General features: G+C 31.8%; 29 protein-coding genes. 15 read left to right on the top strand and 14 right to left on the bottom strand.

Translation table 11 applies throughout. The features are described from left to right. Position 1: 1 nt before the first annotated feature. Positions 2 to 1,504, bottom strand: coding sequence for a class I adenylate-forming enzyme family protein (locus ACN0WY_RS11660; protein WP_330489407.1), 1,503 nt, complete (start codon positions 1,502 to 1,504; stop codon positions 2 to 4). Then, positions 1,479 to 2,987: a sodium/pantothenate symporter gene (locus ACN0WY_RS11665; protein ID WP_330489406.1), complete on the bottom strand. Its 1,509-nt coding sequence runs from the start codon at positions 2,985 to 2,987 to the stop codon at positions 1,479 to 1,481. The genes ACN0WY_RS11660 and ACN0WY_RS11665 overlap by 26 nt, the downstream gene beginning before the upstream one ends. 231 nt (positions 2,988 to 3,218) lie before the next feature. Here ACN0WY_RS11665 and ACN0WY_RS11670 point away from each other — a divergent pair, with 231 nt between their 5' ends. The 5 genes from ACN0WY_RS11670 to bioA are packed head-to-tail and all read left to right on the top strand — an operon-like array spanning position 3,219 to position 7,732. Further along, positions 3,219 to 4,346: an aminotransferase class I/II-fold pyridoxal phosphate-dependent enzyme gene (locus tag ACN0WY_RS11670; RefSeq protein ID WP_417800455.1), complete on the top strand. Its 1,128-nt coding sequence runs from the start codon at positions 3,219 to 3,221 to the stop codon at positions 4,344 to 4,346. A gap of 8 nt (positions 4,347 to 4,354) precedes the next feature. Further along, positions 4,355 to 4,735 carry a putative signal transducing protein gene (locus ACN0WY_RS11675; RefSeq protein WP_417800456.1) on the top strand — a complete coding sequence of 127 codons (381 nt, stop codon included), beginning with the start codon at positions 4,355 to 4,357 and terminating at the stop codon, positions 4,733 to 4,735. Next, complete coding sequence (bioD, locus tag ACN0WY_RS11680; RefSeq protein ID WP_417800457.1) at positions 4,732 to 5,340, top strand: dethiobiotin synthase; 609 nt, start codon at positions 4,732 to 4,734, stop codon at positions 5,338 to 5,340. Before ACN0WY_RS11675 ends, bioD begins: the two co-directional genes overlap by 4 nt. Next, positions 5,341 to 6,489 (top strand): hypothetical protein, encoded by a 1,149-nt coding sequence (locus ACN0WY_RS11685; protein WP_417800458.1) that lies wholly within the window; start codon positions 5,341 to 5,343, stop codon positions 6,487 to 6,489. Beyond that, positions 6,467 to 7,732, top strand: a complete 1,266-nt coding sequence (gene bioA, locus ACN0WY_RS11690) for an adenosylmethionine--8-amino-7-oxononanoate transaminase (RefSeq protein WP_417800459.1) — start codon at positions 6,467 to 6,469, stop codon at positions 7,730 to 7,732. Before ACN0WY_RS11685 ends, bioA begins: the two co-directional genes overlap by 23 nt. Here bioA and ACN0WY_RS11695 read toward each other — a convergent pair. Then, complete coding sequence (locus ACN0WY_RS11695) at positions 7,718 to 8,155, bottom strand: cytochrome c oxidase assembly factor Coa1 family protein (protein WP_330489400.1); 438 nt, start codon at positions 8,153 to 8,155, stop codon at positions 7,718 to 7,720. The genes bioA and ACN0WY_RS11695 overlap by 15 nt on opposite strands. A gap of 88 nt (positions 8,156 to 8,243) precedes the next feature. Between ACN0WY_RS11695 and ACN0WY_RS11700 the strand changes: the two genes are divergently transcribed. Next, on the top strand, positions 8,244 to 9,407 hold the full coding sequence (locus ACN0WY_RS11700) for a beta-ketoacyl synthase N-terminal-like domain-containing protein (protein WP_330489399.1): 1,164 nt from the start codon (positions 8,244 to 8,246) through the stop codon (positions 9,405 to 9,407). A gap of 106 nt (positions 9,408 to 9,513) precedes the next feature. Next, entirely contained in the window at positions 9,514 to 10,611 is a 1,098-nt protein-coding gene (gene bioB / locus ACN0WY_RS11705) for a biotin synthase BioB (RefSeq protein ID WP_330489398.1), read from the top strand. Positions 10,612 to 10,645: 34 nt separating this feature from the next. On the opposite strand, the gene ACN0WY_RS11710 is transcribed toward bioB, so the two are convergent. The 4 genes from ACN0WY_RS11710 to ACN0WY_RS11725 all read right to left on the bottom strand — a co-directional run bounded on the left by ACN0WY_RS11710 (position 10,646) and on the right by ACN0WY_RS11725 (position 13,886). After that, on the bottom strand, positions 10,646 to 11,224 hold the full coding sequence (locus tag ACN0WY_RS11710) for a methyltransferase domain-containing protein (protein ID WP_417800482.1): 579 nt from the start codon (positions 11,222 to 11,224) through the stop codon (positions 10,646 to 10,648). A gap of 105 nt (positions 11,225 to 11,329) precedes the next feature. Beyond that, positions 11,330 to 11,917, bottom strand: a complete 588-nt coding sequence (locus ACN0WY_RS11715) for a porin family protein (protein ID WP_274634365.1) — start codon at positions 11,915 to 11,917, stop codon at positions 11,330 to 11,332. 24 nt (positions 11,918 to 11,941) lie between these two features. Beyond that, a complete protein-coding gene (locus ACN0WY_RS11720) occupies positions 11,942 to 12,715 on the bottom strand; it encodes a membrane metalloprotease (RefSeq protein WP_417800460.1) in 774 nt (257 codons plus the stop codon). A 118-nt stretch (positions 12,716 to 12,833) separates the two neighbouring features. Further along, complete coding sequence (locus ACN0WY_RS11725) at positions 12,834 to 13,886, bottom strand: hypothetical protein (RefSeq protein ID WP_330489394.1); 1,053 nt, start codon at positions 13,884 to 13,886, stop codon at positions 12,834 to 12,836. A gap of 128 nt (positions 13,887 to 14,014) precedes the next feature. On the opposite strand from ACN0WY_RS11725, the gene ACN0WY_RS11730 reads away from it, so the two are divergent. The 4 genes from ACN0WY_RS11730 to ACN0WY_RS11745 all read left to right on the top strand — a co-directional run bounded on the left by ACN0WY_RS11730 (position 14,015) and on the right by ACN0WY_RS11745 (position 18,970). Next, positions 14,015 to 14,524, top strand: a complete 510-nt coding sequence (locus ACN0WY_RS11730) for an RNA polymerase sigma factor (RefSeq protein WP_417800461.1) — start codon at positions 14,015 to 14,017, stop codon at positions 14,522 to 14,524. A gap of 49 nt (positions 14,525 to 14,573) precedes the next feature. Next, entirely contained in the window at positions 14,574 to 15,485 is a 912-nt protein-coding gene (locus ACN0WY_RS11735; protein ID WP_417800462.1) for a FecR family protein, read from the top strand. Then, positions 15,475 to 18,003, top strand: coding sequence for a TonB-dependent receptor (locus ACN0WY_RS11740; protein WP_417800463.1), 2,529 nt, complete (start codon positions 15,475 to 15,477; stop codon positions 18,001 to 18,003). Before ACN0WY_RS11735 ends, ACN0WY_RS11740 begins: the two co-directional genes overlap by 11 nt. Before the next feature lie 94 nt (positions 18,004 to 18,097). Next, positions 18,098 to 18,970, top strand: coding sequence for a cupin-like domain-containing protein (locus tag ACN0WY_RS11745; RefSeq protein WP_417800464.1), 873 nt, complete (start codon positions 18,098 to 18,100; stop codon positions 18,968 to 18,970). A 32-nt stretch (positions 18,971 to 19,002) separates the two neighbouring features. On the opposite strand, the gene ACN0WY_RS11750 is transcribed toward ACN0WY_RS11745, so the two are convergent. The 7 genes from ACN0WY_RS11750 to panB form a co-directional block, all read right to left on the bottom strand. Beyond that, entirely contained in the window at positions 19,003 to 19,365 is a 363-nt protein-coding gene (locus ACN0WY_RS11750; protein ID WP_417800465.1) for a hypothetical protein, read from the bottom strand. A 24-nt stretch (positions 19,366 to 19,389) separates the two neighbouring features. Then, complete coding sequence (locus ACN0WY_RS11755; RefSeq protein WP_330489388.1) at positions 19,390 to 19,659, bottom strand: TM2 domain-containing protein; 270 nt, start codon at positions 19,657 to 19,659, stop codon at positions 19,390 to 19,392. 35 nt (positions 19,660 to 19,694) lie between these two features. Further along, positions 19,695 to 20,087, bottom strand: coding sequence for a VOC family protein (locus ACN0WY_RS11760; protein ID WP_330489387.1), 393 nt, complete (start codon positions 20,085 to 20,087; stop codon positions 19,695 to 19,697). A gap of 1 nt (position 20,088) precedes the next feature. Next, entirely contained in the window at positions 20,089 to 20,547 is a 459-nt protein-coding gene (locus tag ACN0WY_RS11765; protein ID WP_417800466.1) for a DUF1801 domain-containing protein, read from the bottom strand. 76 nt (positions 20,548 to 20,623) lie between these two features. Further along, a complete protein-coding gene (locus ACN0WY_RS11770; RefSeq protein ID WP_417800467.1) occupies positions 20,624 to 21,583 on the bottom strand; it encodes a 2-hydroxyacid dehydrogenase in 960 nt (319 codons plus the stop codon). 50 nt (positions 21,584 to 21,633) lie between these two features. Continuing rightward, positions 21,634 to 21,960 (bottom strand): four helix bundle protein, encoded by a 327-nt coding sequence (locus tag ACN0WY_RS11775; RefSeq protein WP_417800468.1) that lies wholly within the window; start codon positions 21,958 to 21,960, stop codon positions 21,634 to 21,636. A 73-nt stretch (positions 21,961 to 22,033) separates the two neighbouring features. After that, a complete protein-coding gene (panB, locus tag ACN0WY_RS11780; RefSeq protein WP_330489383.1) occupies positions 22,034 to 22,852 on the bottom strand; it encodes a 3-methyl-2-oxobutanoate hydroxymethyltransferase in 819 nt (272 codons plus the stop codon). 165 nt (positions 22,853 to 23,017) lie between these two features. On the opposite strand from panB, the gene ACN0WY_RS11785 reads away from it, so the two are divergent. The 4 genes from ACN0WY_RS11785 to ACN0WY_RS11800 are packed head-to-tail and all read left to right on the top strand — an operon-like array spanning position 23,018 to position 25,271. Next, positions 23,018 to 23,491 (top strand): nuclear transport factor 2 family protein, encoded by a 474-nt coding sequence (locus ACN0WY_RS11785; protein ID WP_330489382.1) that lies wholly within the window; start codon positions 23,018 to 23,020, stop codon positions 23,489 to 23,491. 5 nt (positions 23,492 to 23,496) lie between these two features. After that, positions 23,497 to 24,417 (top strand): hypothetical protein, encoded by a 921-nt coding sequence (locus tag ACN0WY_RS11790; RefSeq protein WP_330489381.1) that lies wholly within the window; start codon positions 23,497 to 23,499, stop codon positions 24,415 to 24,417. Positions 24,418 to 24,432: 15 nt separating this feature from the next. Continuing rightward, positions 24,433 to 25,005 carry a sigma-70 family RNA polymerase sigma factor gene (locus ACN0WY_RS11795; protein WP_417800469.1) on the top strand — a complete coding sequence of 191 codons (573 nt, stop codon included), beginning with the start codon at positions 24,433 to 24,435 and terminating at the stop codon, positions 25,003 to 25,005. A gap of 5 nt (positions 25,006 to 25,010) precedes the next feature. Then, the gene (locus tag ACN0WY_RS11800) at positions 25,011 to 25,271 is read left to right on the top strand and encodes a hypothetical protein (RefSeq protein WP_417800470.1); all 261 of its coding nucleotides are present in this window, start codon (positions 25,011 to 25,013) and stop codon (positions 25,269 to 25,271) included. The last annotated feature ends 61 nt before the right edge of the window (positions 25,272 to 25,332 follow it).

Raw genomic sequence — 25,332 nt, forward strand, 5'->3', positions numbered from 1 at the left:
TTTATGTATTAATCGAATTAAAATAGCGTAACAAATCTTTTCTCGATACTTTGCCTACACTTGTTAAAGGTATTTCATCTAAAAAGAATATATATTTTGGATGCTTGTATGACACCAATGTTTCCTTTAATTCTACTCTTATAGCTTCAATCGTAATTTCTTTATTTTCAAGTGTTATGAAAGCCACCCCTATTTCTCCCCATTTTTCATCTTTCATGCTTAACACTACCGCTTTTTTAATTCCTGTTAGTGTTTCTAAATGTGCTTCTATTTCTTGCGGATAAATATTTTCTCCTCCAGAGATATACATCTCATTTTTTCTCCCTTTCATATACAAATAACCATCTTTATCCATATATACAAAATCACCTGTAAACAACCACCCTTTCTTAATAGCATTATTGGTTTTTACAGAGTTATTCCAATACCCAGGAGTTACAATATTGCCCCTTATACATAGTTCACCTACTTCATTGAACTTTACCTCCTCTCCTTCTTTATTTACTATTTTGGTTTCTAAATAAAAATTAGGTTTGCCTATTGAGTTAGGTTTTAACGCTGCCATTTTATGATGAAGTGATGTTATACTAGGGCCTGCTTCTGTTAAACCATATCCTGGACGTATGTATATGTTTTTTTCTTTCTTCCAATACGACACCAATTCAGGTGGGACTTTTTCTCCGCCAGAAATAATATAACGCAGTTCTTGAAGACCGATCTTTTTAAAAACAGGTGTTTTTTGCATCATTAACAACATTGTTGGAAGCGCCATAAACAACGTTGTTTCATTTAACTCTAGCAAGCACAACACCTTTTCCGCATCAAACTTTTCTAGCATCCCAATATGGGCTCCTTTGTGCAATAATGGAGTAACAAAAACATTCCATCCTGATGTATGATAAGGCGGTAAAGTATTTAATGTAGAATCTCTAAATGTTATCCCTAATTGCATAGAGGTATTTAAACTGTTCCAAAACAACATTTTGTTTGTGTACAACACTCCCTTAGGATTTCCTGTAGTACCTGAGGTATAGAAAATAAACAATGGATTTTCTTCCTTAATAGTATAGTCTCTCCTTACAACTTCAACCGTTTTATTTTTATAGAAATATTTTACATCATTCATTAACAGCACAGAAGAACTCACCAATTCCAACCCTTCAAATTTCTCTATAAAACCCTCACTATAAACAACTAATTTGGGTGTACAATCGTCTATTAGTTTTTGTAATTCATTTACAGAAAAACGGTAATTTAAAGGCACCAAAATACCCCCCATTCTTTGACAAGCTACAAAAAGAACGATATACTCTAAACCGTGTTCTGCTAAAACAGCAACTCTATCTCCTTCTTCTACCCCTATCTTAATGAACTTAGCTACCAATCTATCCGCATAGGTATCTAAATCCTTATACGTATAGTTTTCATGAGTATCATAAGAAGTAAGCGCTACTTTATTGGGCGTGTAATCTGCCCACTTAGCTATCCAGTTTAACGTGCTCATTTGTTTTTTTAGCGTCTAATTTATAAAATATATATCCCACTACAAGTGATGCAACTATACCAAAAGCCGCAGAAACTCCCGGGTTATTCACAGGCTCCTGCATATAAGGCGTAAGCCTACCGTAATAAATACCAAAATGCACTACTATAGCAGTAATGCTTGCTAAGAAAACTGACCTTACAGATACATTTCTTAAAAAAGTTCCAAATAAAACTGGCACAAATGCAGCTGCAAAGTAAGCATATACTCCATTTTGCGCGAAGATTGCCACACTTACATCTGGATTTTTAATTTGTTCCCAGCTCAACAAAAAGCTCACAATTGCTAAAATGACAATCACTATTTTATTTATTGCTATGGTATTTTCGCCAATCTTATCTTTAAAAACAGGTTCCAATATATCGGAAGTAATTGTGATTGACAATGACTGTATTAAACTTTCCAACGTAGAAAGTCCTGCTGAAATAAGTCCCACAACTATAATTAAACCTACCCCAACAGAAAACTTAGCTACTACATACGTTGGTATGATTTCATCCATTTTTAGCGCTCTTCCATCAACTGTTAAATCTGGAAAACTAATTCGCGCATACAACCCTACAATAACAACCAAAAAGAACACAACCATAAAAACGATTCCACTAAATAAGTAGTTATTTATTTTTTTGGCATCTTTTAACAGCAGTGATTTGGTAATAATATGTGGTTGACAAACAATAGCCACTCCGATAATTATCTGGGTGACAATGATTTCAAAATAATCTCTAAATAAAAAGCTTGACGGATTTGTAGGCTTCGTTAAATTAGGATCAATACTTGATAATTTATCCATAAAACCACCAAATCCTCCTTTAAAAAACTCAAAACCAGACCCCAATAAAATCAATGCAACTACAAACATTATGATAGCTTGAATAGTATTGGTATATACCATCGAGTTTGCCCCACCAAACATCATATATCCAAAAACAAATGCAACGATTCCCATCAATACATAAAAAGGATTTACATTTAATGCTTTAGAAACAACCTGTGTGAGCCCTACATTAATTAACACAATAAATGTAATGAGTAACAACGCGATGATTCCGAAGAAAAAAGCATAGTTTTTACTTTCGTAACGCTTACCTATCCACTGTGCCATTGTAGTAGCCTTTACAGCACTACCATGTTTAGCAAACCCTTTTGTAAAAACAACTAAAGAAATAAACGCAGCAATTGGTAAAACCACAGCAAAAGAAATTACCCCCGAAATACCATAAAGTGAAATAAACCCTGGATTAATAATAAAAGTTGCAGCACTTGTCATAGATGCAGCTAATGATAAGCCCACCACCCAAGCAGGAAATCCTATATTTCCAACAGCGTAATCTTTTATAGTTGTATTCTTTCGTGCACCACGCACTACGAAATATAAAATCACAGCAGCATATACTGCTAACAAAACATACATGTAAGTTACTAACTTTTCTGACGCTATCATAAATTATAAGATCTGTTAAAAAACAAATAAAAAAACTTTAAGACATTAAAGCTGATAAATTTAATCTTATTTAAGTGAGACTTTGTTAAAAAAACAGACCATTTATATTATTTTCTTTTAAAAGTAAGAATAATTAAAAGTGAGACTTTGTTAAATTAATGCGTTTACACTTATGTTAAGATTTCTAACCAAAGAATCACTATATTAAAAGCACTTCTTTATTTTTACGTTATGAAATTTCCTAAAAAACTATACCAAAAAATCATACAACGAGAGGCACAGAATTCTTTGAGGAAGCTTGGCAAAAAAAAATCACTTATTGATTTTTCTTCCAATGATTATTTAGGGTTTGCAAAATCTGAAATTTTATTTGATAAGACACATCAGTTCTTAGTCGATAATAATAGTAAGATTAATGGAGCTACAGGGTCTCGGTTACTTTCTGGAAATCACAAACTATATACAGTAGTTGAAAAACAGTTAGCTAAACTTCATAATTCAGAAACTTCTTTGATTTTTAATTCTGGTTATGATGCTAATATTGGTTTTTTTGCTTCGGTACCTCAACGTGGTGATATTGTTTTATATGATGAACTCATTCATGCATCCATAAGAGATGGGATTCAATTATCCAATGCAAAATCTTTTAAGTTCAAACATAATGACACAAAAGATTTAGAAGAAAAAATACTTCGGTTTACTCAGAATAACGATTCAGAAATTTATGTGATTACTGAATCTGTTTTTTCTATGGACGGAGATTCTCCCGACTTGATAGCAATGTCACAAATAATCCAAAAACATGCGAATGTACATTTTGTTATAGATGAAGCGCATGCTTTAGGTGTATTTGATTTTGGGTTGATTCAAAAACTACAATTAGAGAATAATATTTTTGCACGAATTATCACTTTCGGAAAAGGTTTAGGATGTCATGGAGCAGCCATTTTAGGAAGCAAACAATTACAACAATATCTTGTAAATTTTGCCCGTAGCTTTATTTATACTACTGGCTTGTCTCCTCATGCTTTAGCTACCATAAAGATTGCTTACGAAGAATTAGCTTTTAGTAACTCTCTAGAGAAACTACAAGAAAATATTCAGCATTTCATTTCTGAATCAAACAGATTACAGTTAAATTTTATTGAGAGTACTTCTGCGATTCATTGTTGTATTATCTCTGGCAACGAACATGTAAAAAGTATGGCTTTACAATTACAGCAACAGGGTTTTGAAGTGAAGCCTATTTTATCTCCTACCGTTCCTACAAACCAAGAACGTTTGCGTTTTTGTTTACACGCATATAATTCTAAAGAAGAAATTACAAATCTTTTAGAGAACCTTGCTACTTTTGTTTAAAAAATACAATGCGAGATAATTATACCATTTTAGCTGTGTTTGAATACTCTACTGAAGCACAAGTTGTAAAGGCTAAATTAGATTCAGAAGATATCAAAACCATGTTGATGGATGAAAAAACAATAGATTCTGACCCATTGATTAGTCAAGCTATTGGTGGAGTAAAATTACTGGTACACAACAATGATTTAGAAAAAGCTGCTACTATTTATAATGAAATAAGAGAATATACAAAGGATGAAAACGGAAATAACATTCATTGTCCTAAATGTAATTCAACAAAAATACTAGTTGCCGATTTACAACGTAAAAATATCTTTTTTATGCTCTTTCCTTTTTTTGAAAGTAAAAAATTCATCTGCAACGATTGTAAAACAATTTTTAAATGAAAAAATATTTTATTACAGGAATCTCTACAGAAGTAGGAAAAACCGTTGCTGCTGCTATTGTCACAGAAGCTTTACAAGCAGATTATTGGAAACCTATTCAGTCAGGTGACTTAGAATATTCTGATACTCATAAGGTAGAAAAACTAATTTCTAACTCAACCACTGTTTTTCACCCAAACTCGTATGCACTACAAACACCAATGAGTCCGCATGCATCCGCAGAAATTGACGGAGTGACTATTGAAATTGACAGCATTAAAGAGCCTTCGACTAAAAATCACATAGTTATTGAAGGAGCTGGTGGATTACTGGTTCCTTTAAACGATAAAAACACCTTGTTAGACGTTATTCAACCTGATTATAAAGTTATTGTAGTTTCTCGTCATTATTTGGGAAGCATCAATCACACCTTATTAACAGTTAACTTATTAAAAGAAAAAGGGTTTGAAGTTTCGTTAATTTTTTCAGGAAACGAACATAAAACAACGGAGGACATTATTAAAAAAATGACAGGTGTGTCTGTAATTGGACGTATTGAAGAAGAGCCTTATTTCGATAAAAATGTAATTAAGGAGTACGCTGAATTATTTAAAAGCAATCTATAAATGAAAGCCATTACCGCAAAACATCTTTGGTCTTTTCCATTACTTTTTGGTTTTTTCGGAGGGATTATAGGACTAGTTTTGCGCTATGCTTTTACAGGAAGCATTGCTAACTTTCCTTTTAAGTTTGTATTGCACTCCCATTCTCACATTATGTTATTGGGTTTTGTTTTCAATGCTTTAATAACACTGCTTTTTACACGGTTTACGAATGGAATTGATAAAACTTCTTATCGATTATATCTTGCTTTACAAGTTTGTATTGCCATTTTGTTAGTAGGGTTTATTATACAAGGGTATGCATTGATTACCATTATATTCTCTACCTTACACTTGTGGATTAGTTATTGGTTAGTGATTAGACTGTGGAAACGATTAGTTGGTGGAAAATCAGACCTAACATTAATAAAAGCAGGAATTATCTTTCATTTTATTTCTTCCATTGGCCCCTATGCACTAGGGCCATTAATGGCAATGAAAATGCAAGCTTCTCCTTGGTATCAACAAGCTATTTTTTTCTACTTACACTTTCAATATTTCGGCTCCTTTTTTCTTTGGATGCTTGCTATATTTTTCCAAAAAACAGCAGTTAGACTCTCAAAAAAACAAACCATCTTAATTATTAGTGCTCTTGTACTATTATATGCACACTCATTAAAGTATAGTTTTAGTCTTCTTGCTATTCAAATTATTGGAGGTATTGGCTCTATAATCCTGATGCTATTTCTCTTAAAACTAAAAAAATCATTTTCAAAACAAAAACTCACATACCAATTATTTTTGGGGCTGCTACTATTTATCGGAATCATGAATTGCTTTGGTAGTATTCCTTGCTTTTCGAACTTAGTTATAACGAACAGGTTTATGCTCATAGCTTGGTTACATTTCCTATTTTTAGGAATGTACCTGCCTTTTATTTGGATAGAATTGGAGACAAAAATCCATCAAAGCATCTGGATAGTTTATACCTTTTTCTTACTTGCTTCAGAAGCCTTTTTAGTTTTTCCTGCATTTTTTGCTGAATTGTTTTCAACCTCAATTATGTGGCTATTGTTTATTGCCTATTTCGGAGTGGTTTTATGTATTTCTATTGTACATTTGACAGCTCTTTTTCAAAAGAACAAAACATATGAACTTACAAGAACGCGATAAAAAACATTTGTGGCATCCACTAAAACAACATCAAACACATCCAAACAGTTTAGGAATTGTAAAAGCCAAAGGATGTCTCCTAACCGACGAACACGGTAACGAATATATCGATGCTATTTCGTCTTGGTATACCTGTATGTTTGGGCATTGTAATGATTATATTACAAGTCGTGTATATGAACAAATGCAAACATTAGATCAAATAATGTTTAGCGATTTCACCCATGAACCTGCCATAAAATTATCGGAAGAATTGATGAATATTCTTCCTAAAAATCAAAATAGAATTTTCTTTAACGACAATGGTTCTACCGCAGTAGAAGCGGGTATTAAAATGGCTTTGCAATACTATTTTAACAAAGGAGAAAAGCGCACTACCTTTATTGCTTTTGAAGATGGTTTTCATGGTGATACGTTTGGCGCAATGTCTGTTTCTGGATTATCAGTATACAATGGTCCTTTTGAAGATTTTTTAATGGATATTCAACGTATTCCTGTCCCAAACGGTGAGAATAATGACTTTATAGCAGAACAACTAAAACAAATTATTTCAGAAAACCAAGTTGCTGGATTCATTTACGAACCTTTAGTTCAAGGTGCTGCTGGAATGAAAATTCACAAAGCTGAAGATCTAAACAACATCTTGGAGGTTTGCAAAAGCAATGATATTCTTACCATCGCTGATGAAGTAATGACCGGTTTCGGAAAAACTGGGAATCATTTTGCTTCTGATGAAATTGCTACCAAACCAGATATTATATGCTTAAGTAAAGCGTTGACCGCAGGATTGGTTCCGATGTCAATTACTTCATGTACTGAAGAAATTTACACGGCTTTTTTAGACAACGATATTGCCAAAGGTTTTTTCCATTGCCATACCTATTCTGCGAATCCGATAGCTTGTAGTGCTGCATTGGCAAGTATTGAGCTTTTGAAAACTCAAGAAATTCAGGACAATATTCAGTTTATTGAAAAGTCTAATAAAACTTTTGCTAAAAAAACAGAAAATCATCCAAAAGTAAACTCTACAAGAGGTAAAGGGGTTATTTTAGCGATTGATTTAAACACCAATTCTGGTCGTTATGGATCGCTGCGTGACCAGCTTTTAACATCTTTTATGAATGAAGGAGTCTTCTTGCGCCCGCTAGGTAATACTATTTACATTCAACCTCCTTATGTAATTACAAAGGAACAGCTTGATAAAATTTATACAACTATAGAAAAGGTTCTAGATAGTCTCTAGAACTTTTTCCTTTTCTAATAAATTAATTTCTTCTTGAGTTTCTTTAATATGGACGTATAAATCTTCGTAAATCCATTCTCCATCTATCTTAATTCCTCTAACAATAAGAGTTCCTTCTCCTTTATCTCCTCTTATCGGAATAGAAAAATCTACATTTCCATCGTCATTGGTAAGAGAAATATTTCCTGATGGAATCCCATATTTTTCAATAGGCTGTCCCAAGTTTTCAATAACCAACTCGTTTTTAGATGCTTGTTCAATAGCATATTCAACAGGAGTAGAGCTTGTCATTATTTTCGATACTCCGAAAAATGCTGCTCCCACACCTAAAACAATTAATAAAATAAACCCTAAACAACCAGTTAATGGTATAAACCACAACCAGTTTCTTCCAAACCAACTTTTTTGATGTTGCTCACTCATAACTTCAATAATTTTATCCCAAGATAAATATTTTTATTTTCTTTAGAATACTTGATTTTACCTTTATTTTTGCTGAAATTTTATCGTGTTGAAAGAACTTATCTCCATAACATCATTTGCTTCTGTTTCTGCCTTGGGAAGTACTCCTGAAAAAATATGGAAGAACTACCTTAATAAACAGCATTTTTTAAGTTTTAAAGACTTTGAAGATTCCAAAGCATGGGTAGCACAATTACCAGATGAAGATAAACATGCTATTGAAAATGTTAGAAACTCTGACAATAAATACAAAAATTTAGATCCATCTGTTTTGTATACGCTGTTTGTTGCTAGAAAAGCAATGGAACAAACAAACTGGAAAGCTTCTGATAACTTCGGAATTAATATTGGTTCTTCTCGAGGAGCAACTTCTTTATTTGAAAAATACCACAAGGAGTTTTTGGCTACAGGCAAATCATCTACCTTAAGCTCTCCAACCACTACTTTAGGAAATATTTCTTCTTGGATTGCACATGATTTACAAAGTAACGGTCCTGAAATTTCACATTCTATAACTTGCTCAACTGGACTGCATTCTTTATTAAACGGAGTGGCCTGGTTGCAATCGGGAATGTCAGAAAAATTTATGATTGGTGCCAGCGAAGCTTCACTAACTGATTTTACTATCGCGCAAATGCAAGCATTAAAAGTATATTCTAAAGAAAACGATGAATATCCTTGTAAGGCTTTTGACCTAAACAAAACCAAAAACACCATGGTGTTAGGGGAAGCTGCTTCGGTATTTTGTTTAGAGAGTGGATGTAAAGAAAATGCCATCGCTTTTATTGAAGGGGTTGGATATGCAACGGAAGTATTAAAACACAATACCTCGGTGACTACCGATGCTGAGTGTTTTCAAAAATCAATGAAAATGGCATTGGGCACTATTTCTCCAGATGAAATTGACGCTATTGTAATGCATGCACCTGGAACCATTAAAGGAGATCAATCAGAAATTAATGCGATTCAAAAAGTATTTTCTAACAACATACCATTTTTAACTACCAATAAATGGAAACTTGGTCATACGTTTGGCGCATCTGGTTTGTTAAGTTTAGAGTTAGCCGTATTAATGTTACAGCACCAACAACTCATTGATGTTCCTTTTGCTCAACCTCAACAAGTACCTAAAAAACTCACTAAAATATTAGTAAATGCTGTTGGTTTTGGAGGGAATGCGGTTTCTGTTTTAATTACATCAAAAAACACATAAAACTAATTGAAGAAGACAATTCTTCTTCCAGAGAAAAATAAGACTCATAAAATTCCGCTTTCGAAGCGGAATTTTTTATTTTTACCACCACAAACAACTCGAATTTATGACTGAAATTAGACACGATTGGACGAAAGAGGAAATTCTAGAAGTATACAATAAGCCATTAATGGAGCTTTTGTACGAGGCTTCAACTATGCATAGAAAATACCACGACCCAAACACCGTACAGGTAAGTACCTTAATTTCTATAAAAACTGGTGGATGTTCTGAAGACTGTGGATATTGTCCGCAGGCTGCACGTTATCACACCAATGTTGAAGGAAATGATTTAATGACTGTAAACCAAGTTAAGGCACAAGCTTTACGTGCCAAAGAAGGGGGATCGTCAAGAGTTTGTATGGGCGCAGCTTGGAGAAATGTAAAAGACGGACCAGAATTTGACCAAGTGTTAGAAATGGTACGTACTATTAATAAACTAGATATGGAAGTGTGCTGTACCTTAGGTATGGTTACCGAAAACCAAGCAAAACGTTTAGCAGAAGCTGGTTTGTATGCTTATAATCATAATATTGATACTTCAGAAGATTATTATGACGATGTAATTTCTACACGTGCTTTTAAAGATAGAGTAGACACTATTGAAAACGTGCGTAAAACAAATGTAACTGTTTGTTCTGGAGGGATTATTGGTATGGGAGAATCATTAGAAGACAGGGCTGGAATGTTAGAAACCTTAACTCGCTTCTCTCCACACCCTGAGTCTGTACCAATCAATGCATTAGTAGCTGTAGAGGGTACTCCGTTAGAGGAGCAGCCACCTGTAAACATTTTTGAAATGGTTCGTATGGTAGCTACTGCTCGTATTGTATTACCAGACTCACAAGTACGTTTATCAGCAGGTAGAACGCAAATGAGTAGAGAAGGTCAAGCAATGTGTTTCTTTGCTGGAGCTAACTCTATTTTTGCAGGAGATAAGTTATTAACTACTCCAAATCCTGACATCAACGAGGATATGAAAATGTTTGAAGATTTAGGTTTAAACACACAGAAACCTTTCTTTAAACATGAGCAAAGAGAGTCTGTTGAAGCTAAAGATTCTCAATACGAAGCCTTAGGTGAAAAACCAAAATGGACGAGGCCAGATCATAAGATTGAACGTAACGAACAAAAAAAGCAAGAGGCTAAAGAAGTAAGAGCCTAATTAAATAAAAATAACCGTTGAATTAATTCAACGGTTATTTTTTTATCATTTTAATAAATAGTTCCATTCCTTGTCTACCTTCTGATGAGTTATAACAAGACTCCATACTTCCTGTAAAATACGGTGCGAAGTATCTTTCATATTCATTTTTTTTTCCTCCAAAAGGTGGATGGTCTTCATTTAGTACTGCATCAAACAGCAAGCCAACTAGCTTACCTTTTTCAACAAGTAATTCACGTGTTTTTTCAGCATACTTAGGTCTTAACTCTGGATTGATAGCGCAGAAAAAAGTCTGTTCTATAATCAAATCAAAAGTACCTTTTAACTCAAAAAAATCAGCGTGAATTAAATTTTCCTTCGGGAAGCCAGGAACTCTATTTTGAATTCTTTTTAAAGGTTCTTTGGCAATATCAACTACAAAAACATTCTTAAATCCTTTATTAAATAAATACTCCGCCTCGTATGAGTTGCCTCCACCAGGTATTAAAATTCGAAGATTTTTATCTTCTAATTGATCAAAATACTCTTTTAACGGATTAGATATTTTTCCTAAATCCCATCCAGTTTTATTATGTAAGTACTTATTGTTCCAAAATGTTTCTGACAATTCTATCATTTCTTCTTACTTTCATTTTCACAAATTTAGAAATAATATCATGTTTTATGATAAAAGAGCTTAATATCAAAAAAAGCGATGTATAAAACACCGCTTTTTTTATTAAAAGTCAAACCCTATATAAAACTGCCAGACTCTATTTTTGGGTTTATCTTCATCATATATATCATTCAATCCTAAATGGTACCTTACTCCTAAACTTACTCCACTATTTGTTTTAAAACCTCCACCAAAATTCAATCCCCAATCAAAATTTCTAGGATCAAACTCTTTTGAGGTATCATACAGAATAAAGCCACTATCAAAAGTTTCTTTATGTGCTATTGAAAGTCCTATTTGGGGTCCTGCCTCTAAAAAAAAGTTATCAGAAGGATACAGTTTTACCATTAAAGGAAGATTTATATAATCTAACTCTTGCTTATAAGTACCACTTCCATCTATAATTTTATATCCTTGTTGTGAATACAGTAATTCCAATTGAAGTGATACATTATTTCCTATAAATGACTCTCCATAAAAACCTATATGGAAACCATGTAGCTGTTCTGTTTCAGAGTCTCCATTAAAACTCACTGCAGACAAGTTATATCCTCCTTTAATACCAGCTTTGGACTTTTTACTACTATCTTGTGCAACTATAGATGCACTAATCATTGTTATAAATACTATTACTAACTGAATTTTTTTCATTTTTTATCGATTTAATTTTACGATCTACTTTCCACCATTAGCTTGTAAATCTGCTATACATTGGCTATCTAATGTTGGAATTTGATTTGATGAGAATACGTTTCCTATACCTTGACTAGTTTCTGCTGCCCAATACATTAAACAGCTTTCTTCGTTACAATGTTTTGGATGATCTGCATCTTCATGATCTGTCTGCAAAGGAGTTCCTAAATTTGTAAGCCCTAAAATATGTCCGAATTCATGGTGAATTACACTAGATTCTAATAAGCTTCTTTCTGGTTCAAATGCACCATTACTTAGTTCTCTAATAGTTTCTTCAAAGATTACAAATGACGTATTATAATATGCAGTACCTAAAACAAAAGAAGAATCGGAGTCTTTTGAAGATTTACCATTTACAAACAATGCCCAAACCGCTATAGTATTTTGTGTATTATAATAAGTTCTATACTGGTTCTCAATCGCTACAACATCGTTGATTGTATAGACTTCTTTTCCTGTAGCAGGTATTGGTTTCGTATATAATTCTACTCCGTTTGATTTGAAAGTTCTTTCTTCAATAAAGTTTTTAAAATTATTCTTTGCTTCTTCTGTAGGCTCAAAACCTTCAATATAAGCTAGCTCAACAATCATTTTTTTATAACTATTGTCCGATAACAAATCATTTGCTGAGGCTCCTGTAGGCTTTCTGTTCTCTTTTACAGCCTCAGCACTATCATTAATTATTGATTCACTTTCTGTTGAGCATGCCCAAAACAAAACACTGAACAGTAAAACTATAAAAAACTCTTTTCTCATTATTATTCCTTTACCTTACACTTACGTAATTTTAGTATCATTGGTTTTTAAAACTTTAGGCTACTACTAGCGTAGCCATAAAGTTCCAAAATCAACTAACTTAAAAATATTTAATTTTTTATATCTTTTTAAATGTTAATGTTACTGAAGTATCTGTTGTACTTTGTAATGTTAGTAAAGTACTTGTATAAGTAGTTACAATCCATTCGTTATTTAAAGCACTTACAGCTGTTCCGGCTCCAAACTGAACCTCTAAAAGGACTCTTGTATCTGACTCTACATCATATTCTCCTTCAATGTTTTCTAAAGTTGTGTTTACAATATTTCTTACTATTAATTTTCCATCATTAGTAAACTCTATAGTATATGCAGCATATTCTTCCGCTTTTTCCACTCCTGCCTCAATAAAGCTTTCTACCTTAAATTTAGCTTTACTGATAATGGTTTCTAATTCGTCAGCTGCTGCTTCTGCTGCTTCCTCTTCCTCTTCATAAGAAGTACACTCTTCAACAGCATCTTCAAATTCAGAATCGCTATTAATTTCCACAGAACTACCATTACTTAGAGTTACAATTATTGGATACTTCACAGAGAATAACTCGTTTGAATCTAAATTATCCACAAAATTGTACAACTGCTTCTCTGATTCAATTACAACAGTACCTGTTTGCTCTAAGTTAATACCATAGGTTAGCATTGATATTGGAAATTCTATTTTTGCACAAGAGATAGCATCTTCCATTTCATCTGATGCTTCATCACATTTTCTATTTAATTCTTCCAATTCTGTTTGTGAAGTAATAGTTACTTCTGTATAGTTATTTAACTTTACTGTTATTGGAAAATTAAAAACTACGGTATCATCATCATCATTAAACTCGTCCATTATTTCAAGAACTAAACTATAGTCTAGTTCATTTATAATAGTTACTTCTTTACCATTTACAGTTGCTGTCACTGGAAACAATAACTCAGCACATGAATTTCCATCTAAAAAATCATCTTCTGATCCATCGTTCATACCTGTTCTTTTATACTTCTTTGCCGTTTCAGAAGTTGGGGTATTTGCATTTGGATTTGTACCTACTTGTTCATTTTCTTCTGATTGACATGAGGTAAAAATTGTCAAAGCAGCTAATGCAAGTATGGTTATTAATTTTATCGTTTTCATCTTAATAAATTTTAATTTTTTAAACATTTGTTTTTTGAGCTCTTTCTGTCCTTTAGAAAACTATAAATCGTTTTACCCTACCTTTGTTTTCGATTTTTTTTCTATTTTAACTCTATAAAAGCATTCATATGACTAAAAAATCACTGTGTAATGAGGAAGATTTTAACGCGTTTTACAAAGCTAATATTCAATTCGTTACCAACTTCTCATCTTATAAATCTAACGATAAAGATACTGCCCTAGATTTAATACAAGAAGCTTTTTTAAAAATGTGGGAAAAATGTTCAGAAATATCATATGAAAAAGCAAAATCGTACTTATTCACCAGTGTAAACAACCTTTTTTTAAACAAATTAAAGCATGAAAAAGTTGTTTTAAACTATGCTAAAAACGCTCCTTATTTGGATATAAATAATCAAAATCCAGAATATTTATTAGAAGAAGAAGAATTTAAAAACAAATTAAAAAATGCTGTCGAAAATTTAACAGAGGCTGAACGAGAAGTTTTTTTAATGAATAGAATAGACGGTAAAAAATATCGAGAAATTGCTGAGTTACTAAATATCTCGCAAAAAGCCGTTGAAAAAAGGATGTCATCAGCATTAAAAAAATTGAAATCAAAAATAGAATTATTGTAAGGGTAGGGAAATTTACTTCTTTATTGTCTAAAAGTTAGTTAAGCACAAAATGAAAGATGAACAATACATATTAAAATGGTTAAACGGAGAAATCTCCGATGAAGAACTGTCTCTATTAAAGCAAGATAAAAACTTTAAAAATCTTGAGAAAATAGCACATTATTCTTCTCACATAGAAACTCCTAAAGTGGATATTGAAAAGGCTCTTAAAGAGTTTGAACTAAAAAAAGCTACTTCTAAAAAAAGCAAGGTTATCCCATTAAGTTATAAGAACTTTTATAAATATGCTGCAGCTATTATTGTTTTACTAGTTTCTTCTTATTTCTTACTTTTCAATAATTCAGTAAACTTTAGTACGCAATATGCAGAAACAAAAACCTTTAACTTACCAGACGAATCTGAAGTGATTTTAAATGCAAATTCTACTGTATCTTTCAACAAAAAGGATTGGAAAAACAGTAGAGACATACAACTTAAAGGAGAAGCTTTTTTTAAAGTCAAAAAAGGAAATTCTTTCACCGTAAATACTTCTGTTGGAAAAGTTACTGTTTTAGGAACCCAATTTAACGTTAAAGAAAGAAAGAATTATTTTGAAGTAAAAACCTACGAAGGTTTAGTTAGTGTAAACTACAACAACTCACTAATTAAATTAGCTAAGGGGAAAATATTTAAGGTTATAAATGGTAAAATTGACACTTTAAATACTTTTAATATTAATCATAAATCTTGGTTACAAGATGAGTCTAATTTTAAAAGTACTCCTTTCCAATTTGTGCTAGACGATTTACAAAACCAATATGGTTATGTTATAAAAACTAAAGATGTTAATTTAGAGCAGCTTTATACTGGTGGTTTTACTCATAAAGACATAAATATAGCGCTGCAAGCAGTTACAATTCCTTTGCAGTTATCGTATAAAATAGAAGGAAAAAACATTACTATTTACAAGAATGGTCAATAAAAAAACTACCTTTTTATTTCTTTTCCTATTTACCTTTGCTATCAAAGCACAGGATGTTATTAGCAAAACTTTACTGAAAGATGTCTTAATTGAAATTGAAAAAAAGCATCAGGTAACTTTTACGTATTCCGATAAGGATTTAGAAAATGTATACATTGCCAAACCCAATGATAGTTTATCATTATCTGAAACCATAAACTACTTAGAGTCTGTTACCATCTTTAATTTTAAAATTTTAGATAATCGGTTTATTACTGTATCATACTTGGAAAAGAAAATTCCTATTTGTGGAACGGTAGTAGACAGTAACACACTTGAACCATTGGCTTTAGCTACTATCTTAGTTAATAATACTAGTAATGGAACTACATCTAATACTAACGGTGAATTCAATATCAACTCAGTTCCTGCAAATGCAAACATTATTATTTCTTACGTTGGATACAAACCTATTATACTACCGGCCAAAGATTTATTCTCTCAAAACTTGTGTAAAGAAATACACTTAGAAAGTTTGTCAGAAGAATTATCAGAAGTAATTATTCCTAATTTTTTAACTACTGGTCTTCAAAAAAACATTGATGGAAGTACCGTTTTAAAAACTAAAAAATTCGGAATTCTTCCAGGTTTAATAGAACCTGACATTTTAAAAACAATTAAAGTACTTCCTGGTGTAGAAAGTGTGAATGAAAGTGTATCGAACATTAATGTGCGAGGTGGAACAAACGATCAAAATTTAATGCTTTGGGATGGAATTAAGATGTACCATACGAGTCATTTTTTTGGTTTAATTTCTGCATATAACCCATATTTAACAGAAAAAGCTACAGTTACCAAAAATGGCACTAGTACAAAGTTTAGCGATGGTGTTTCCAGTACCGTCAACATGCAAACCACCAACAAAATTACTCACACATTCTCTGGAGGAGCTGGTTTTAATTTGTTAAGTGCAGACGCTTTTTTACAGGCACCTATAACTAAAAAACTCGAAATTCATGCCTCAGCAAGAAGATCTTATACCGATTTTTTTAATACCCCAACCTATGACAAGTATTTTAGTAGAAGCTTTCAAGAAAACTCTATAGCTTCCAACAAAGAAAATGAAGCCTCAACTGATTTCTATTTCTATGATTACTCTTTTAAAGTGTTATACGACATCAATAAAAATCATTCATTAAGAGCTAATTTAATAAGTATAAAAAATAACTTAGAATACACAGAAGAATATACAAACAATGACTCAACAGTAGAAGAAAACAGTAATTTAAAACAAGAGAATCTTGGGGCTAATATTAGTTGGAATGCCAATTGGTCGCCCAAATTTTCTACAGAATTCTCTACTTTTATTTCTGATTATAAAATAAATTCATCAGACTTTAATAGAGAGACTGATCAATTTCAAACTCAATTCAACAATGTTTTAGAATCTGAAATTAGGTTTATTGCTAATCATCATTTTTCAGCTGTTTTTCAACTTACAAACGGTGCTGTTTTTAATGAAATAGGTGTTGCCAACAAAACAACTGTTAATGCTCCTACATTTTCTAAATCTGTAAAAGAAGTTTTACTTAAATCTGCTCTTTTTTCTGAGGTAGTTTATCGTAAAAATAACACTTATGCTAGAGTAGGTTTTCGTGCTAATTATTTTCACGATTTTAATAAACTTATCATAGAACCAAGGATTAACTTAAGACAACAACTTTATAATAGTCTATTTTTAAAATTAGAAGGAGAGTTTAAAAATCAAACAACTGCACAGAAGATAGATTTTCAAGATAACTTTTTAGGTATAGAAAAAAGAAGGTGGGTTTTGGCTGACGATGATCAAACACCTATTATTAAAAGTAAGCAACTATCTTTTGGGGCAGAATATTCAAAAAACAACCTACAAATAGATCTTACTGGTTTTTATAAGTTTGTTAATGGTATTACTGTTGCCAATCAAGGTTTTTATAACAATGTCCAAACACTAAATTCTATAGGAGACTACAAAGTAAAAGGTGTTGAGTTTTTAATTAATAAAAAAACTAAAAAATTTAGCAGTTGGTTGAGTTACACCTTTGCTGAAAATAATTATACATTTAAAACTTTTACACCTGATACTTTTCCTAGTAGTTTAGATATTACACACTCTTTTAGTAGTGCTATTAACTATAACATTACCAACAATGTTAAACTCTCTTTAGGTGCTATTTTACGTTCAGGTACCCCATATACAGAACCTGTTAAAGACAATGAGACCATTCAAGATGGTAATAGAGTTATTGTAAACTATGATACTCCAAACAAAGAAAGGCATCCTAATTTCTTCAGAATTAATGCTTCTGGAAGCTATAATTTTAATCTTACAAAAAATCTAAAATCAACTATAAGAGTTGGTTTCACTAATATTAGCAACAGAAAAAATATTATAAACACCTATTATGTTGTTGATGAAAACAACACTGATAATGCTAAGGAGATAAATACTTACGCATTACCCTTTACACCAAATATTAGTTTCAGAGTTAATTTTTAAAATCCGCTCATGGTTTGACTTAATTTTTAACATTGTTAACTCAAAAAAACATCATAACATTTTCTTAACTTTGCTTCTCGAAAAAATTGAATGTATGGGATTACAGTTGCAACAAATAGACAGAGTAGAAACCATTACTAAAGAAGACTTTATAAAAAACTACTTTAAACCTCAAAAACCTGTAGTTATTGAGCGTTTTATTGAAGACTGGCCAGCTTACTCTAAATGGTCTTTAGAGTATATGAAAGAAGTAGCTGGCGATAAAACAGTTCCGTTATATGATGACAGGCCTGTAGATTATAAAGACGGTTTTAATGAACCTCACGCAACCATGAAAATGAGTGAATATGTAGATTTACTAAAACGTGAACCTACTAAATTCAGGATTTTCTTATGGAATATTTTAAAAGAAGTACCTCAATTACAAAAAGACTTTACCTTTCCCGATTTTGGTTTGCGTTTAATGAAAGGATTGCCAATGCTATTTTTTGGCGGACGAAATTCTTATACATTTATGCACTACGATATTGACTTAGCTAATATTTTTCATTTTCATTTTGAAGGAAAAAAGAGATGTATTTTGTTTGACCAAAAACAGAATAAATTCTTGTATAAAATTCCGCATTCGTTAATTACTCGTGAAGATATTGACTTTAACGACCCCGATTTTGAAAAATGGCCTGCCTTAAAAAAGGCTAAAGGTCATATTGCTGAATTAGAACATGGTAATGTATTGTATATGCCTGAAGGATACTGGCATTACATGCGTTATGTAACCCCTGGTTTTTCTATGAGTTTACGTGCTATTGCTCGCAATCCTAAAAACTTAGGAAAAGCTGTTTACAATGTATTTATTATGCGTACAATCGATAATATTATGCGTCGTATTAAAGGTCAGAAATGGATTGACTGGAAAAACGAACAAGCCATCGTTAGAACCAATAAAGCTAATAATATTGCATCATAAAAAAAGCGCCAATAGGCGCTTTTCTTTTATCTTTATTTTCCAAAGAGTCTTTGAAAAAAACTCTTGGTTTTAGTTTTGGTTTCTTGAAATCCTTCGTTAGTATCTTCTGCAAAATCGGCCATATGTTCACTCGCCTCTCCTGCTACTTCTGAAGCTTTTTCAGTGATATTTTCTAACACTTCTTTGGCTTCGTTTGTTAATTCATTTGCTTTTTCTTTAGCTTTTTGAATTGATTCATCGGAAATAATTTCTTCAACTTTTTCTTTTACATCTTCAACTATATCTACCAAATGTTCACCTGTTTCTCCAACCAACTCACTAGCTTTCTCCGTTATGTTATCCATAACTTCTTTTGCTTTGTTTAAGGTATCCTTTGTGTTTTTAGTGTCAGACATAGTAAAAATATTAAAAAAGAACGTTTAGAACCAACCTCTATGGTTAACTTGATAAGTATCTACAAACTCTTCGTCAGATTTTGTTAAATAGATGATTCCTTCAATAAAAGGAATAATTCCTGCAAAACCACAAGTTATAATTGAAGCAATAATTTGTATAATTCCTTCTTTGGTATACCCTAATACAAATTTATGTATACCAATTGAACCTATTAAAATTGCTAAAATACCTGCTAATACACGTTTACTTTCTTGATTAGGAACAGTATTCCCGTTTTCATCAATTACATTCATTTTTTTATTTTTTTATTTATTAGACGGTGCTAAATTTATAAAAAAGCTTCGTCTTTTGGCTCCCATAACTCAATTTTATTTCCGTCTAAATCTACAATCCATCCAAACTTTCCATAATCATACTCCTCTATTTTATCCATCACTGCAACACCATTTTCTTTCAACTCCTCTAACAACTCTACCAAATTTTCTACTCGATAATTAAACATAAAATCTTTTCTAGAGGGTTCAAAATAGTTTGTATCTTTTGCAAACGGACTCCATTGGGTAGACGCCTTTTTCCCTTCGTTATCCTTCCACCAAAACGTACATCCCCAATCATCAGTATTAAAACCTAAGTTATTTTTATACCAGTCTTTCGTTGCTTTCGGGTCTTCTGTTTTAAAAAAAACTCCTCCTATTCCTATTACTTTACCTTTTTTCTTCATTTTATTTCTTTTTTACGACTGATTCATACATAGAAATCCATTCATCTACAGTTATTTTTGTACATAATTCTGCAACTAATTCATACGGAATATCATCCAGTTTTTTAAAACGAATACAGCTTTTTCCCATGTCTAATTTCCTTTTTGAATACTTAGGATACTCTGCCACAAACCAATCATATAACTCTTCATGAGCATAAATTCCGCTATGATATAGGTTTATTGAGTTTTTTTGTGAAGCTAAGTTCATAAAAGGAAGTGGTAATTTAGAATCGCAATGATAACCTTCGGGGTATTTTGAGTGCGGAACATAATACCCAATCATATTATAATTGATTCCTTCTTCAAATCCTTCAGGCAGATTTTCATTGATTAGCTTGCGAAGCTTTTGTAAAACTTCTTGTCGTTCTTCTGGAACCTGAGAAATATATTCTTCTACTGTAGCTACTTCATATTTCATGTTACATGATTTAGAAGTATCAAGTTAGCAAAATTTTTCTCGATAATCGAGTATTAAAAATTCTTATTCTCTTTAACTAAAATTTCTCACTGCGATAGTTTTCTTTGATTTTATCTACAATAGTTTGTGCTAGCTTTTCTTTACTTTCTATAGTCCAACCTGCAACATGAGGAGAAAGTAACACATTTTCTGCATTAATTAAATATCGTAATGCTGGTGGCACTACTTCAATTTCTTGATTTGTAAATAGGTTTTCGAACGATTTTTTCTCGTATTCTAATACATCTAACCCTGCTCCTAAAACTTTTCCTAACTGTAAAGCCTCAACCAAATCTTTTGTTACTACCGATTTTCCTCGAGCTGTATTTAACAACCAAAAAGGTTTTGAAAAACTATTAATAAAGTCTGAGTTCACCATTTTTATGGTAAGTTCTGTTTGTGGGGTATGTAAACTTAAAACATCCGCTTTTTCTTGTAATTCTTTTAAAGAAACTTGTTGAGCATTTTTATCACCTATAGCTGACTTAATATCATAGCAAATCACTTCAACATCGAAACCTCGGAGTTTTTTGGCAAAGGCTTTCCCCATATTTCCATAACCGATGATTCCCACCGTTTTTCCGTCCAATTCTATCCCTCTATTTTCTTCTCGCAACCATTTACCTTCTCGTACTTCTTTATCTGCTTTATTAAGCTTATTAAATAAAGAAAGTAACATTCCTAAGGTATGCTCTCCTACTGCGTTTCGATTTCCTTCTGGTGCTGATATTAAGTCTACTCCTTTCTTTTCAGCATAATCACAATCAATGTTTTCTAAACCAGCTCCTACTCGTCCTATAAACTTAAGATTTGTTGCTTTATCTAAAAATTGTTTATCTATAGTAAATCGACTACGAATAACAATTCCTTCATACTGATGAATTACCGTTTCTATTTCTAATTTTGAAGAAGTATAGTCTTCATAATTCTCAAACCCCAAATCATTTAATTGATTTATTAAAAGAGGGTGATTGGTATCTAAATGAAGTATTTTCATTAAAATAGATTATTAGATGGTTGGATATTTAAAATTTTTGATAGTTGTATTTAGCTTAATGTTGAATTGAATTCAGACATCATTTTCACTACACTCATTAAAGTTTCTGTATAATTTTCTAAATCAGTTTTAGAGATAAACCCCAAATCATAACTAAGTAACAATTGAGTTTCAACCTCATAACATGGACCTAATGCAATTACCAAAAATCTAGAAAAATCTTTATTGGATATTCTTGAGCAACCTTCAGCTATATTTGAAGGAATAGATATTGATACGCTTCTGAATTGAGATACTAATCCGTATTTTTCATCTTCAGGAAATTTTGATGTGAGTAAATAAATGTCTTTGCAAAAAGACCTGTGCTCACTTGCCAAAATTTAAATTCCTTATATCTATGCATCTCTTAACTTCTAGAAATCGAATAATCCAACTATCTAAAAATTTAAATTAATATTGTTCTTCTTCGTTTGGAAAGTCTTGACTTTTTACGTCAGTAATATACTGCTCAAAAGCATTGGTCATTTCTGTATGCAAATCTAAATATCTACGTAAGAAACGAGGGTTGAATTCATGTGTCATTCCTAACATATCATGCATTACCAATACTTGTCCATCTACACCTGCTCCTGCTCCAATTCCTATCACTGGAATCGTTAAAGCTTCAGCAACTTTTTGTGCTAACTTCGCTGGCACTTTTTCCAACACGATAGCAAAGCATCCTAACTTTTCTAACATTAACGCATCTTTCATCAACTTCTCCGCTTCTTCTTCTTCTTTTGCTCTTACTGTGTAAGTTCCGAACTTATAAATAGATTGAGGGGTCAATCCTAAATGTCCCATTACAGGTATACCTGCATTTAAAATTCGTTTGATAGAGTCTTTTATTTCTTTACCTCCTTCTAATTTTATAGAATGTGCTCCACTTTCTTTCATGATTCTAATAGCAGAACGCAATGCTTCTTTAGGATCTGATTGATAGCTTCCAAAAGGTAAATCAACCACTACCAAACAGCGATCAATTCCTCTAACTACAGAACTTGCATGATATATCATTTGATCTAATGTAATGGGTAAGGTAGTTTCGTGACCCGCCATTACATTGGATGCTGAATCTCCTACTAAAATTACATCTATTCCTGCACCATCAACAATTTTTGCCATGGTATAGTCGTAGGCTGTAAGCATTGAAATTTTTTCTCCATTGGCTTTCATTTCAACAAGAGATTTAGTGGTAATTCTTTTATATTGTTTTTTTGCTACAGACATTTCTTTTATTTTATGGATTGTAAAAATACATAATTATTCAATGGTTTTATTTATTCTAGACTTAGAAGCATTGTGTTTTTGGCTTTTTAAGCTAGTTAATCTTCTGTTAATTAAACTTTAGCCGTTTATTTTTTTAATAGTTTTACCTAGCCAAACTAAACTAACATGCAAAAAATTTTTACCTTATTAATTGTTTTTGTGCTTACAACTGTGGTAAGTGCTCAAGAAAACTCAGAAGAAAAGGCCATTAAAAAAACGATTGAGACCTTTTTTGAAGGATTACATAAAGGAGACAGTACACTTGTAAGTGCCACACTTAATTCTACAATTAAAATTCAAACTACCTTTACCAACAAAGAGGGTAAGAATGTTCTGGTTACTGAAAGTAAAACCAAGCTACTTACCAATATTGCTAATAAAAAACCAGCACATACTTATTTAGAAAAATTAGTATCCTGGGATATAAAAATTGATGGGAATTTAGCTTCTGTTTGGACTCCTTATGAATTTTACCTAAACGAAAAGTTTAGCCATTGTGGAGCCAATTCTTTTCAGCTTTTCAATAATAATGGGAAATGGGAAATCATATATTTAGTTGATATGAGACGTAGAGCTAATTGCAACGTTCTTAAACAGTAATTACTATGAAAAAAGTTGGATACCTCTTTTTGTTTATTTCTTGTGTTAGTTTTGCACAAAAACCTCAATTATTCCTTCCCGAGTTATTTAATGAGCTACCTAATATCAGGGATATTTCAATCAGTAAAAATCAAAATGAATTTTATTTTACTATTGAAACTTATTTAAAAGAGTATTCTTTTATTGCCTACTCTAAAAAAATAAATGGCAAATGGCAAAAACCGAAGGTAGCGAGTTTTTCAGGTCAATACAAAGACTTAGAACCTTTTTTGACTCCTGACGGATTACAGCTATTCTTTGCTTCTAATAGAAAAAATAATGACTCTGGAGAAGTGAAAAAAGACATGGATATTTGGTATGTAACACGAAAATCCTTGTCCAGTAATTGGTCTGAACCTATAAATATTGGTTCGCCAATAAACACGCCTGCGGATGAATTTTATCCTTCAGTGACAAAAAAAGGGGATTTATTTTTTACAGCAGAATATGAAAACTCTAAGGGTAAAGAAGATATTTATGTAAGTAGGTTTATTAATGGTGTTTACACCAAACCTGTTTCTCTTAATTCTGGAGTAAACTCTGAAAAATATGAGTTTAATGCTTTCGTAGCACCTGATGAAAGTTTTATAATTTTTACTTCGTATGGCAGAAAAGATGATTTAGGTAGCGGAGATTTGTACATTAGTAAAAAAGGGAGTAATAACAAATGGCTTCCAGCAGAACATTTAACAAATCTCAATTCAAAAAAACTGGACTACTGTCCTTTTGTAGACCTTGTAAATAATAAAATTTATTATACAACCAGCAAAAGTAACATTTCAAATAAATTAACTAAAAAGAGAAATTTTAACGAAATAATAGACTTCATTAAAAACAGCCCGAATGGACTAAGTAGAATTTATGTTACTAATTTCCACAAAAAATAACTTATCTTTGATTCAATGAATCTAACAAATCCTTCAAATACTTTAGCCCCCGATAAATGGGTAGACAATTATGCTGATTACTTATTTAATTATGCTGTTGCGCGTGTAAACAACTCCAATGTTGCTAAAGATTTGGTACAAGAAACTTTTTTTGCAGGGTTAAAATCTGCAAAAAATTTTGAGGGAAAGTCTACAGAACGTACATGGTTAGTTTCAATTTTAAAAAGAAAAATAATCGACTACTATCGAAAAATAAACTCAAAAAAAGGGCAGGCAGAAGTACGAATGAGTTTTTATGATAGTGGAGAAAATGAAGGTAGCTGGATTGAAGAACGCGTACCACAAACTTGGGGTAACGATGCTGATAAAGACATTGAAAATGAAGAATTAAAGAGTCAGCTAGATAAATGTATTGATAATCTACCTGAAAAATACGCCATGGTGTTTAAAATGAAAACCATACAACAGTTTGAAACAGAAGACATTTGTAAGGAACTTGATATTTCTCCGTCAAACCTATGGGTTATTATTCATAGAGCCAGAACACAATTGAGAAGCTGTATGGAAAAAAACTGGTTTAATAAATAAAAAAAATGTTTAAATTTTTTAAAATTACATGCGACGAAGCTACCACCATTTGCGACAAAAGTCAATATGGAGAGGCTACTACGTATGAAAAATTACAACTTAATTGGCATTTATTTGTTTGTAAGGTATGTGCTTTATACTCTAAGCAAAATAAAAAAATGTCTCAAATTTTGAACGTAAAAACTCTTAGTTGTAATAAAGATAAAGTTTGCTTATCTAGTAAAGACAAAGAAGAATTAAAAGAACAATTAAGTAAACTTAATTAGACAATTTTGGTTTTTTTAAAAACCATTTTTTGATTTTTTGTTAGATTGAAACGGAATTTAT

It is taken from the genome of Tenacibaculum sp. (assembly GCF_048269885.1).
GTDB lineage: Bacteria > Bacteroidota > Bacteroidia > Flavobacteriales > Flavobacteriaceae > Polaribacter.